The sequence below is a fragment of the Bacillus sp. DX4.1 genome (assembly GCF_030348195.1).
Classification (GTDB): domain Bacteria; phylum Bacillota; class Bacilli; order Bacillales; family Bacillaceae_G; genus Bacillus_A.
In genome coordinates this window covers 1209055-1221772 of the sequence record NZ_JAUCFT010000008.1, presented here as the reverse complement: position 1 = coordinate 1221772, position 12718 = coordinate 1209055, and the positions used below count along the sequence as shown (strand labels likewise).

Sequence of the window (12718 nt, the reverse complement as noted above, 5' to 3'; positions counted from 1 at the left end):
ACATTTTGAATAGATTTTTTTTACATACTTGTATATTAATTTTATTGGCAACAATCACTTCTAGTGTCGGTGCATTTTTCTTTTCTACGCATTATTTGTTGAATTTTGTCAATGTTATGTTTTATATCGCATTATTTTTCATCATGTTAGGTGGATTTTTATTTCTATTTCAAAGTGGATTTTTTAACGTTACAATGTACGCCTTCCAAAAAGTATTTGGAACAAATAAAAAAATCGAATCTTTAATTGAAGGTGAAGAACAGATAGATAAAAAAGAAAGAATATATAATACTTATTCGTTTACATGGACGTACCCAATTTGCATTACAGGTATTTTATTAGGACTCCTTTCTACAATCCTTAGCTTTACTGTTTTGATATAGTTTGCAAACCATTTTTCGTATGATATAATAATTTGCAAAAACATTTTATTATACAAAGCAACTGCTTGCTCAAAATGATTAGCAGCTGAAGCTGAATGATAATAAGTTTATATGTATGCGATGAGAAAGAAGAGTACATATTGTGGCAATTTCAGAGAGCTTGTGGTCGGTGTGAACAAGTACTTGTACAGTATGGAATGGGCTTTTGAGCACCAAACCGAAACGATTCAGGAGTAGGATTTGGCGTTACATCCAACGTTACAATGGATAAAAGAGATTTCACATTCGTGAAATAATTAGGGTGGTACCGCGGTCCATTCGTCCCTATACAGCTGGGATGAATGGGCCTTTTTGTATTGTGGCTCGATTAGAATGTGCGGGGATCGAGCTCCTGACGTAGAGGAGTCTTTTCCTCACAAGAAGACGCGAAGCCACCGATTATTCTTGCTGATGGAGCTAAACCAGTCGAAAAACGGAAGTGACTTACTCAGAATCGCCTTGGTAGCTTAATGATTACAATACTGAAATGGATTACTCACACCTACTCTTCAAAAATACATAAACATTTAAGGAGGATTTACTTATGTCAGTTATTTTTTCTGGTATTCAACCGAGCGGAACGATTACGCTTGGAAACTATTTAGGGGCAATGAAGCAATTTACAGAACTACAAAACGAACATGATTGTTATTTCTGCATTGTAAACCAACATGCGATTACAGTACCACAAGATCCTGTACAACTTCGTAAAAACATTCGTAGCCTTGCCGCTTTATATGTGGCTTGTGGCATCGATCCTGAAAAATCTACTTTATTTGTACAATCAGAAGTGCCAGCACATGGTCAACTAGGATGGATTATGCAATGTATCGCATACGTTGGAGAATTAGAACGTATGACGCAATATAAAGATAAATCATCTGGTAGAGAATCCGTTCCAGCTGGTTTATTAACGTATCCACCGTTAATGACAGCCGACATTTTACTATATAACACGGAAATTGTGCCAGTTGGTGATGATCAAAAACAACATATTGAATTAGCGCGCGATTTAGCAGAACGATTCAACAAACGTTACCGTGAAATTTTCACAATTCCAGAGATTCGCATTCCAAAAGTAGGCGCACGCGTTATGTCATTAACAGAACCTACAAAAAAAATGAGTAAATCTGATCCAAACCCAAAATCGATGATTAGTATGCTTGATGAACCAAAAACAATTGAAAAGAAAATTAAAAGTGCAGTTACTGATTCTGAGGGTATTGTAAAATATGATAAAGAAAATAAGCCTGGTATTTCCAACCTATTAACAATCTACTCTTCTTTCTCAGGCAAAACAATTGAAGAACTTGAAGCACACTATGAAGGAAAAGGATACGGTGACTTTAAAGGCGACCTAGCACAAGTAGTCGTAGAAGCAATTCGTCCAATTCAAGAAAAATATAACGAACTCATCAACTCTCCTGAATTAGATGAAATCCTTGATCAAGGCGCTGAAAAAGCAAACCGCGTCGCTATGAAACAACTACGTAAAGTAGAAAACGCAATGGGACTAAGCAGAAAGCGTAGGTAACTACAAAAAGCGGAAGCGGCTCGTTCAGAATGTGAGGCGGATGGAGCTCCTGACGTAGAGGCGCTTTTTGCCTCGCAGGAAGGCGCGAAGCCGTCGAACATTCTTGCTGCTGAAGCTGGATTCCTTCAGAAAGCAGAGGCGGCTCGTTCAGAATGTGAGGCGGATGGAGCTCCTGACGTAGAGCCGCTTTTTGCCTCGCAGGAAGGCGCGAAGCCGTCGAACATTCTTGCTGCTGAAGCTGGATTCCTTCAGAAAGCAGAGGCGACTGTTCAGCCCTGGGTGGCTAAGGTTCTTTCGTACAGAAAGTGCTCTTTACTTTCTCGTACGGAAGGTTCTTAGACGCGAAGGGCTAGGAGCCGGAGCTGGACTACAAAAAGCGGAAGCGGCTCGTTCAGAATGTGAGGCGAAGCCGTCGAACATTCTTGCCGCTGGAGCTAAACGAAATTAAAAAGCCGCCAAATTGGCGGCTTTTTAATTTACCTTTTGTTCATTTTCCATTTCCCATAGTTTTTCAAAAAACGGCTGCCCTTTTACAAGTCGTTCGCATAGTTGCTCATGTTTTTCTGACCAGCCATATTTCGCTTCTTCATAGAGGCGTTCCCAGACGTCCTCAAATTTCATACGTTGAACAGTCCCATATGCAGATGGATCCCATTCTGTATACCAATAACGAATTTCTGCCGGATTTTTTGTTGTATGTAGTTGATCTAGCGCCATAAAAAGTAATTGTTTTAATTGTCGTTCTTTACGAGTCAAGCCATTCATGATATACGGTGATGGAGATAAAATATGATGCTCTTTTGCAGATTCTTCCACTTGAAACTCATATGTTTCAGCTTTTACATTTTCCACCATTTCATATACCATTTGCTCTTGACGAGGAATGAGCCTACTTTTTCGAATTGGTACATTGTATCCAATTGAATCTACAGCAATAATTCCTTTTCCATCGGTTACGACAAAACAATATTCTTGTTGTAAACGCTCATGATTTTTACGAATATATGCCTTATGATGTACGTCTTCCAATAGTCTTTGCGGAAGTTCCAGTAATTCGTTCTCGATGTAATGATATAATGTGGAATCTACTTTTAATAATGGCACTTGATCTAATAATTCGATCGTATCATCCTTCCGCCACTCGTAAAAATTACAAACGTTATACCCATTTTCTTCACCTTCAAACCAATTTACCCATACATCGTGTAGATATAACATTTCTTACCCCTCACTTCACTACTGTTTGTACATCTCATTATGTTCATTTTTGATAAATTTTATTCCAAACGAGGAAATATATTCTACTTATTCATTTCGTCACTTTTCGTGTCTTCCATTCTCGTCATGTAAAAAAACTTGGCAATGCCAAGTTTTTTTACATGACGTCGGAAAAATCCCGACATGCGTTATATATATTGATGTTACAAGTAAATTGAACTAACCCCACCTACCTCTATACGAGCTTGAGGTGGGGGATTCTACTGTTTCTGCCCTAATAAATTTGTCCATAATCTGTTTCAAACAAAGTATCCTTCTATCGGCAGATCTTTTTACGATCTGTTAGAGCTGGATGAAGTGAAATTTTAATCAATGGGGGTTTTCTTCATCCCCCACTGATTATTATTCCTCACCAATCAAGCTTTTACGGACAGCTTATCCCCCGCCTAACTTCTTTGCTTTCTGCAGAAATTTGAGGTAGGGGTATTACTGCCCGTTAATGCGAGATAAATGAACTCGCTTTATTTAATATACTCGTCGCATCCATTGACAATAAAGAAACCGTACTGAATTTCTCCAACTGCATACAATCTTTTACAATATGAAATCCAATTCCATATCCAAGCATACTCGGATACATACGCAGCCCATTCAATAACCAATCGTGCTCCCGTGTCCCTCTCTTCACTTCATGCTTTTCTTTTACAACCCTCTCCCAATAACGCACTGCTTCTTCTTTTGAAAAATACAACGCCCACGGTGCACAATATGTTTCTGAGTATCGTTCATATACCGCCTGTTCTGCTAATCCTTCCATAATCATCGTATCAAGTAGTGTATAGTCTATTTCTTGTTTTTCAATTCGATGTAGCCGGCATATATGATGATATTCGTGAGTAAGTAATGCCTTCAATTCTTCTACTGTATTTTGACCACTTACGAATAAAAAGATTACATGCCGCATTGCTAAACCGGCTTTTCCATTATATTCTTGTTGTACCGTGCGATTATATGAATCTGACAATAAAATAAAGACAGGGATATCCGGCCCGTTTAACCACTTCTTGAGCTCTTCATACTCCCCAGCAAGTTCTTCCCAAATCCGCTTTTTCTCTAGCTGTTGAATTTCTTTTTCTCCTTCAATTACCGGACGATACATACCTTTTGAAATTAAAAAACGATACAACCTTTCCTTTTGCAACGGAATATACTTCGTAAACTTTTCACATAATTTTTCTGGTTGCCTATAGTAACGACGTAGCCATTCTGCTGTTTGTATAACCCCCATCGCCATTCCTCCTTTCCTTCTATACATATGCAACAAAAAGAGTTTGCGAGAAGGTACGGATAAAGTGAAACTTTAATCAGTGGGGGTATTACTGCTCTCGAATAGTGGGATAAAAAAATAAAGAAGGTGTTTCCAAAAGTAGCTATATTGCTACCTTTGAAAACACCCTCTCGTTATAGAGGAATTTCAAAAAGTCCGGTATTATCCTCCTTTTTGAACACATACTTTTATTATTTATATGCTTTAAATACAAGTACTGCGTTATGACCGCCAAATCCTAATGAGTTACTTAATACCGTACGCACTTCTTGATGTCTTGCTTTGTTTGGTACGTAATCTAAATCACACTCTGGATCTGGTGTTGCATAATTGATTGTCGGTGGAATGATACCATCCATAATTGATTTAACAGAGAAAATCGCTTCAACAGCACCAGCTGCACCTAATAAATGACCTGTCATTGATTTTGTTGAACTAATTGCTACTTTATATGCATGGTCACCAAATGTTTCTTTAATTGCCATCGTTTCATATTTCTCATTTGCACCTGTACTTGTACCATGTGCATTAATATAATCGATATCAGTTGGCTGAAGGCCTGCATCCTCTAAAGCTTGACGCATTGCACGAACGCCACCTTCACCACCAGGAGCTGGAAGCGTAACATGGAACGCATCACCTGTAGCACCGTATCCAGCGATTTCAGCATAAATATGGGCACCACGTGCTAACGCATGTTCTAATTCCTCTAATACAAGAATCCCCGCACCTTCTCCCATTACAAAACCACTGCGGTTTTGGTCAAATGGACGGCATGCTGTTTGTGGGTCTTCATTAAATGTTAATGCCTTCATAGAGCTAAAACCTGCAAAAGCCAGAGTTGTTAACGGTGCTTCTGCTCCGCCCGCAAGCATTGCATCCGCATCACCACGCTGAATAACTTTAAAAGCATCACCGATTGAATTTGCCCCTGATGCGCAAGCTGTTACTGAGCAAGTATTAATCCCTTTTGCACCTGTAGCAATCGATACTTGACCAGCTGCCATATCAGGAATCATCATTGGTATAAAAAATGGACTAACGCGGCGTGGTCCTTTTTCCATATATATATTAAATTGTTCTTCGTATGTCTCCATACCGCCAATACCAGAACCAACCCATACACCAATGCGCGGGCCATTTTCTTCTGTAATTTCTAATTTCGCATCTTCAACTGCCATTTTTGCTGCCGCCACCGCATATTGTGTAAAGCGATCCATACGCCGTGCTTCTTTTTTATCTATATATTTCTCGACTTCAAAGTCGTTAATTTCTGCTGCTACTTTTGCAGGAAATTGTTCTGGATCTAAGCGTGTAAGACGTCCGATTCCAGATACACCATTTTTAATGTTCTCCCATGTTGTTTCGACATCTGTTCCTATCGGAGTAACAGCTCCTAATCCTGTAATTACAACACGCTTCTTTTCCATACAACATACACTCCTCTTTCTCAGTCCTTATTTACCCCAACGAAGAGCGACTGCTCCCCATGTTAATCCGCCACCAAAACCAACTAATATGATTAAATCACCATCTTGAATACGTCCATTTTGTAATTCTTCTACCATGGCAATTGGAATCGAAGAAGCTGACGTATTTCCAAACTTTTCAATTGTCTTACTCATCTTTTCCTGTGGCAAATCTAATCGTTCTCTTGCAGCTTCCATAATACGAATATTTGCTTGATGAGGTACTAAAAAGTCCACATCTTCTTTTGAAAGACCCGCTTTTTCTACAACGCGAAGACAAGAATCACCAAGTTGACGAACAGCGAATTTATAGACTTCTCTGCCATTCATCGTAACATATTTATCCTGATAAAGATGCTTGCCGCCGCTTCCGTCCGCTCCTAATTCAAATGAAAGAATACCTTTTCCTTCTGAAACAGCTCCCATTACGACAGCCCCTGCACCATCACCAAATAACACAGCCGTATTTCGGTCATTCCAATCCACAATTTTGGATAATTTGTCACTACCAACTACTAACACATTTTTATAAGTACCATTTTGAATAAATTGCTGCGCTGTAATCATTCCGTACATAAAACCAGCACATGCTGCACTTAAATCCATAGCTGCTGCATGCTTCGCACCAATTTGTTCTTGAATTACGCAGGAAACTGCCGGAAACGAACGATCCGGCGTTACTGTAGCAACTAAAATAAGATCAATTTGTTCTCCACTAATCCCTGCATCTTCAAGTGCTTTTTTGGCAGCTTCTACAGCCATATGGGAAGTATTTATTGTATCATCGGCAATTCGTCTTTCTGCAATTCCCGTTCTTGTACGAATCCATTCATCGGATGTATCCATAATTTTCTCTAAATCATGATTTGTGACTACTTTTTCCGGCACATATCTTCCGATCCCTAAAATGCCTACGTTCACATCGCAACCCTCCGCTTTATATCAATTATTATGACTTGGTACTAATTTTAAATGATAAATGTTTTTTTGTCTAGAATATATTTCTCCCCCAAAAAATAAAGTCGACGCATTGTCGACTTTCCCCCGCTGCTCACAGGCAGTAAGACTCCCACCTCAAGATTCCGTGGAATCAAAAAAGATAGATGGGAGTCTTACTGCCTGTGAGCCCGATTGGTGATGGCTAACCATCAGTGTGGGGATGCCCCCACTGATGGAAGTTTCACTTTATTTTTCCGCTTTTCCAAGCTCATATGCTTCATTCATCACTTTCATTAATAACTCTAATACTGGCTGCGCATTTTCCATATCGAGTGCAATGCCATGATCATCTAGAATTGCCTTTGCTTCTGGTAAGTGCTTCATTGCGATTTGTAAAAATTGCATACTTTTTTCGTTCATATTTCTTCATCCTTTCAATATGAGGAGAAGCATCTCCTTACTTCTATACCAGTTTAACATTTGTTTTGCTCCTCGTATAACTCCTTATATTTTTTTAGATGTATCAACTGTTTGTGTAAACCAAATTCTAACGGTGTTCTCCTTGATATATATATCGTCTCTGTCGCTTCCCTTTTTACCTCTTCATCATTTTTGTTCACTTTATGTTCCGCATGTAAAAGAGTAATTCCCTTTTCCCATAACTTTTTTTCACCACTGGCCATATTATACGTACCTAAGTTTTCCTGATCATTACCTTTTTCCCATAAATATTCACACACATCCTCAACGTAAAGGAGATCAGCTTCCTCTTCTTTTTGGGGGATCCTGCATTCTTTCTCTATAATTTCCGATAAAATCAGTTTATGGTATACCATAAAAGGTGGTTGCCAAGGACCATATAATGTTGGGACACGCAGTATACTATAGTTTAAATTCCCTTTTTTTACTTCTTCTTCTACTTTCATAAATAATCGTCTATTTTCCGACGTATCGTGTACATTGCCTACTTCTATAGAAGAAAGTAAATTTAGCTTCACTTTTTTTCTTTCACACATGTGAATCACACGCTTCAAATACTGTAAAATAATTCGTTCATTTCGAAATCCACTTTGCTGATTCGGTTCACATAAGCAAAAATAAGCCACATCAAAGTGATCTGTTTCCACTGCCTTCCACCCGTCTTCATCTCGTACAGAAGAATACATAAACAAAGCATTCCGTCCGATTAAAAATAACTTTTCCTCACTTATTTTGGACATACTTTCCATATCATCAAAATCAAGACCATATACCAAAGCTTCTTCAGCAAGCATTTTATTTACAAGATGATAGCCAACAAACGTCAGTGCACCAACAATCAGTATGCGCTTCATATCATCAATCCTTTCTAAACCTAAACAAAAGGCTCCTTACTTATGTATATTGGAGCCTCATAAATCTTCTTCATATTTTTTAAAGAAACGACATGTATGTTGAACCATTTTATATTTCACATCTTGTAAATGAAACGATAGTGATGTTTCACACTGTGCATATATTCGTTTTTTTTCATATTCACGTAATAGCTGCTTGCGTTCTTTTTTTTCCTGCGTGGACACGTATATTTTGACAGGCACACATGAGGGTAGATGAGGAAATGCTTTCTTCGCAATTTTCGCTTCTAATTCAACTTCCTTTACATCATACGCAAGCAATAATTCTCTCACTAACCTTTTATAAAAAAATTTATGCTCTTTTTCAAATTCGACATGCGCAGGTAAATCCAGACACGGATTAAACATCACTACAGATCGTACGCATTCTGGATGTTGATTCATCATTTGTAGAGCTACAAGCGCTCCCATTCCATCTGCAATTAAATGAACTTGTTCATTTAGAATTTCTTTTTTCATTACAACATGATACAACCGCTTCGCTAAACGGACCGCTTGATCATTCCCCCAATGTCGCCCATACAAATTGGATGAAAAAACCGTGTAACCTTTGTTTATGAGCTCATTTAAAAAATATGATCGCCCTGCATGCTGTGTCCATAAACTTGTACCATTCTCAATAAAATAATTATAATCCCCAAGAAGCATGACACCAAATCCATTTGGCTTCTCTGGTAAATAAATAACACATGGCTGTTGCTCTAAATAGAAAAAACGTTCCGTAATACTCATTCTTCTCCCGCCTTATTCCTAAACGTAAAAAACTACTCTTTTATAATGTATGAAATGAATACAAATTTGCGTTGTAAAATCTACAATTTTTTTCTATATTCTTTTTTCAATTGTGTTACAATATAGACAGATTGAACGAATAGGGGTGTGAAAAGATGCGTGTAATTTGGGCCTTTATTTGGTCGTTTATGCTTGTACACATGATGAGCTACGTAATTAGTTCCATGACAGGCGGTACATACGATTTTGGGCAAGCGTCTATTTTCTCGATTGTCCTTGCAGTGCTTGTGATGGCGATCGGAGCAACAATTCCAAATGAACCTGTAGAACAGCACTAACAAAAAAGAGTCCGAATCTAATTCGGACTCTTTTTTGTTAAATATGAACAACTAATTCAGCATTTTCCACATCAACAACGACATGACTATTATCAGTAATGGTTCCTGCAATAAGCTCTCTTGCTAATTTCGTTTCAATTTGACGCTGTACATAGCGTTTTAACGGACGTGCTCCGTACATTGGATCAAAGCCAGATTCAACAACAAATTCTTTTGCCGCTTCTGTTAATTCCACTGTAATATGGCGATCCACTAAACGACCTTGCAACTCTTTTACAATTTTATCAACAATGCCTTTTATTTCATTTGTTGTAAGTGGTTTAAATAAAATAATCTCATCTACACGGTTTAAAAACTCCGGACGGAAATGTCCACGAAGCTGACTCATAACGAGATTTCTTGACTCTTCTTGTATTGAGCCATCTTCTTGTAAACCTTCTAACAAATACCCTGAACCAATATTGGATGTCATAATAATAACTGTATTTTTAAAGTCTACTGTTCGCCCTTGTGAGTCCGTAATACGACCGTCATCTAACATTTGTAGTAAGATGTTAAACACGTCCGGATGTGCTTTTTCAATTTCGTCTAACAAAATAACGGAATATGGTTTACGACGTACTGCTTCTGTTAATTGTCCACCTTCTTCATAGCCGACATATCCAGGAGGTGCTCCGATTAAACGAGATACGGCATGTTTTTCCATATACTCAGACATATCAATACGAATGATTTGTTCTTCGCTATCAAATAAAGATTGTGCTAATGTTTTTGCAAGTTCCGTTTTCCCAACACCGGTAGGTCCTAAGAAAATGAAAGAACCAATTGGACGGTTTGGATCTTTAATACCGGCACGAGCACGAAGAACAGCATCTGCTACAAGACCAACTGCTTCTTCTTGTCCAATAACACGCTCTGATAAAATTTGCTCTAAACGAAGCAGTTTTTCACGTTCTCCTTCCACAAGTTTCGCAACTGGGATACCAGTCCACCGTGAAACAATATTCGCAATTTCCTCTTCGCTTACTTCCTCACGAAGTAGACGATTATCTTGTCCGTTATCAGCACTTGTTTCTTCCGCTTCTCTTAACTCTTTTTCTATCGCCGGAATTTTACCGTGACGAAGCTCTGCTGCTTTATTTAAATCGTAGTTTCCTTCGGCCTCTTCTAACTCACGACGTAAACGTTCCAGATGCTCACGTAAATCACGAACTTTATGAATTTCTTCTTTTTCTTTTTGCCACTGTGCTCTCATCCCACTTGCTACTTCTTTTAAATCAGATAATTCACGCTGTAATATTCTCAAGCGCTCTTGGCTGCCCCGGTCTGTTTCTTTGTCCAGCGCTGCTTCCTCAATTTCTAGCTGCATAATGCGGCGCGTTACTTCATCTAATTCTGTTGGCATAGAATCAATTTCTGTACGAATCGTTGCGCATGCTTCATCAACAAGGTCAATTGCTTTATCTGGCAAAAATCGATCAGATATATATCGATCAGATAACACAGATGCTGCTACAATCGCACGGTCATGAATATTTACACCATGATAAATTTCAAAACGCTCTTTTAAGCCACGTAAAATAGAAATGGTATCTTCCACTGATGGCTCTTCTGCTAATACTTGTTGGAAACGACGTTCTAGAGCTGGATCTTTCTCAATATATTTTCGATATTCATCTAATGTCGTTGCACCGATACAATGAAGTTCGCCACGTGCAAGCATCGGTTTTAACATGTTTCCTGCATCCATTGCCCCCTCTGTTTTACCAGCACCGACAATTGTATGGAGTTCATCGATAAATAATAAAATGCGGCCTTCACTTTTTTTAATTTCGTTTAAAACGGCTTGCAAACGCTCTTCAAACTCACCGCGGAATTTTGCACCTGCTACAAGAGCACTCATATCAAGCGCAAAAATTGTTCTATCTTTTAAACCTTCTGGTACATCTTTTCGTACAATTCGCTGTGCCAATCCTTCGACAATTGCTGTTTTCCCGACACCTGGTTCTCCGATCAAAACAGGATTATTTTTTGTTTTACGAGAAAGAATACGGATGACACGGCGAATTTCGCTATCCCGGCCAATAACGGGATCAAGTTTACCTTGTCTTACTTCCGCCACTAAATCACGGCCATATTTTTCTAATGCTTCATATGTTACTTCTGGATTTTGACTAGTCACTCTTTGATTCCCCCGAACTTCGATTAAAGACTGTAATAATGTATCTTTTGTAATTTGAAATGTTATAAATAGCTGTTTAACATCAGCTTTTTCTCCGCACAACGCAAGTAACAAATGTTCCACTGAAATATATTCATCTTGTAACTGCTTTGCCTCCGCTTCTGCTCTAACAAGCAATTGCTGCAAAGCATTTGTCACGTATACTTTTCCAGCCTCCACACCGCTTCCTGTAACGGACGGCTTTTGTTGTAACAATCTTTCTACTTCTTTTGTTAACTGTTCTATATTTACATTCATTTTTTGAAAAATACGTACCGCTAATCCATCTTGCTGCCTTAGTAATGCGAGCAATAGATGAACAGTATCAATTTCTTGATGATGATGAGATACCGCTAAAGATTGGGCACTCATAATCGCTTCTTGTGTTTTTGTCGTCATTTGATTTAGGTCCATCTTCACAGCTCCTCCAATAGTTTGACTTTCTTTGACCTTTAATTTGATTATACGCCAACTGTTTTCTTTATACAATAAATTTGATTGTATATTTCTGCCTTATTTTTTGAAAAAACATATAGAACATACATAAAAACCCGCAGCTTTTCGCTGCGGGTCTTTTAATGAGGATGTTCAAAAAGTCCGGTAAAGATAGCTGTCGCAGTTCTTCGCTACGTCGCCACTTTAGTACTCATGTGGTTCAATCCACACTCCGTATCCTCCTGGCTTCAGCGCCTCAAACTACTCGACTCTTTTTATTCTCCTTTTTGAACACGTACTTTATGGTTTTCTTTTATATGTCCACTGCCGATTATGATTCGAATTTTCAGGAAACCTTTCACCTGCAGTTAATTTCACCATTTGGGGATCTTTGACCATACTTCCTGTTTCACCAATTTCCACATATATGCCATCATTTGGTGCTTTCTGCCCAGAACGAAACCTGCGATTTTGTCCCATTTTTATTCTCCTTCCATGACATCTTTACACCATTAGTATGCCCGTTTTTTAAAAAGCTTTTCTGTTATGTTTAGGAAGCCAGTCATATTTTTCATTCCACTTCATATGTATGAATTTACACCCTGAAGCAGGAAAAAGCACATCATTTGTGGAAAAAAAAGAAACTGACCTATCCAAGGCCAGTCTCAAAAGAGAGTCAAACAATATAC

General features: G+C 38.4%; 12 protein-coding genes and 1 other annotated feature. Of the genes, 3 read left to right on the top strand and 9 right to left on the bottom strand.

What is annotated here, in order from left to right:
* The first annotated feature begins 5 nt into the window (after window positions 1-5).
* Together QUF99_RS09175 and trpS are read left to right on the top strand one after the other, a co-directional pair.
* Window positions 6-383, top strand: a complete 378-nt coding sequence (locus QUF99_RS09175) for a DUF3899 domain-containing protein (RefSeq protein WP_289369632.1) — start codon at window positions 6-8, stop codon at window positions 381-383.
* Between the two features lie 111 nt (window positions 384-494).
* Window positions 495-712: a binding site (T-box leader), on the top strand.
* 254 nt (window positions 713-966) lie between these two features.
* The gene (trpS, locus tag QUF99_RS09170) at window positions 967-1956 is read left to right on the top strand and encodes a tryptophan--tRNA ligase (RefSeq protein WP_289369631.1); all 990 of its coding nucleotides are present in this window, start codon (window positions 967-969) and stop codon (window positions 1954-1956) included.
* Window positions 1957-2427: 471 nt separating this feature from the next.
* Here the strand turns inward: trpS and QUF99_RS09165 are convergent, their stop codons facing one another.
* The 7 genes from QUF99_RS09165 to QUF99_RS09135 all read right to left on the bottom strand — a co-directional run bounded on the left by QUF99_RS09165 (window position 2428) and on the right by QUF99_RS09135 (window position 9035).
* Window positions 2428-3174 carry a YjbA family protein gene (locus QUF99_RS09165; RefSeq protein ID WP_289369630.1) on the bottom strand — a complete coding sequence of 249 codons (747 nt, stop codon included), beginning with the start codon at window positions 3172-3174 and terminating at the stop codon, window positions 2428-2430.
* Between the two features lie 496 nt (window positions 3175-3670).
* Window positions 3671-4462, bottom strand: a complete 792-nt coding sequence (locus QUF99_RS09160) for a DUF2268 domain-containing putative Zn-dependent protease (RefSeq protein WP_289369629.1) — start codon at window positions 4460-4462, stop codon at window positions 3671-3673.
* 230 nt (window positions 4463-4692) lie between these two features.
* Window positions 4693-5931 carry a beta-ketoacyl-ACP synthase II gene (gene fabF / locus QUF99_RS09155; protein ID WP_289369628.1) on the bottom strand — a complete coding sequence of 413 codons (1239 nt, stop codon included), beginning with the start codon at window positions 5929-5931 and terminating at the stop codon, window positions 4693-4695.
* A gap of 27 nt (window positions 5932-5958) precedes the next feature.
* Window positions 5959-6891 (bottom strand): beta-ketoacyl-ACP synthase III, encoded by a 933-nt coding sequence (locus QUF99_RS09150; RefSeq protein WP_289369626.1) that lies wholly within the window; start codon window positions 6889-6891, stop codon window positions 5959-5961.
* Between the two features lie 264 nt (window positions 6892-7155).
* Window positions 7156-7329 (bottom strand): ComZ family protein, encoded by a 174-nt coding sequence (locus QUF99_RS09145; RefSeq protein WP_289369625.1) that lies wholly within the window; start codon window positions 7327-7329, stop codon window positions 7156-7158.
* Between the two features lie 53 nt (window positions 7330-7382).
* Window positions 7383-8243: an NAD-dependent epimerase/dehydratase family protein gene (locus QUF99_RS09140; protein WP_289369624.1), complete on the bottom strand. Its 861-nt coding sequence runs from the start codon at window positions 8241-8243 to the stop codon at window positions 7383-7385.
* A 57-nt stretch (window positions 8244-8300) separates the two neighbouring features.
* Window positions 8301-9035, bottom strand: a complete 735-nt coding sequence (locus QUF99_RS09135; protein WP_289369622.1) for an alpha/beta fold hydrolase — start codon at window positions 9033-9035, stop codon at window positions 8301-8303.
* 155 nt (window positions 9036-9190) lie between these two features.
* Here QUF99_RS09135 and QUF99_RS09130 point away from each other — a divergent pair, with 155 nt between their 5' ends.
* A complete protein-coding gene (locus QUF99_RS09130) occupies window positions 9191-9373 on the top strand; it encodes a YjzD family protein (RefSeq protein ID WP_289369620.1) in 183 nt (60 codons plus the stop codon).
* A 37-nt stretch (window positions 9374-9410) separates the two neighbouring features.
* Here the strand turns inward: QUF99_RS09130 and clpB are convergent, their stop codons facing one another.
* Window positions 9411-12008, bottom strand: coding sequence for an ATP-dependent chaperone ClpB (gene clpB, locus QUF99_RS09125; RefSeq protein WP_289369619.1), 2598 nt, complete (start codon window positions 12006-12008; stop codon window positions 9411-9413).
* A 321-nt stretch (window positions 12009-12329) separates the two neighbouring features.
* Window positions 12330-12509, bottom strand: a complete 180-nt coding sequence (locus QUF99_RS09120; RefSeq protein WP_286123944.1) for a YjzC family protein — start codon at window positions 12507-12509, stop codon at window positions 12330-12332.
* Window positions 12510-12718: the final 209 nt, after the last annotated feature.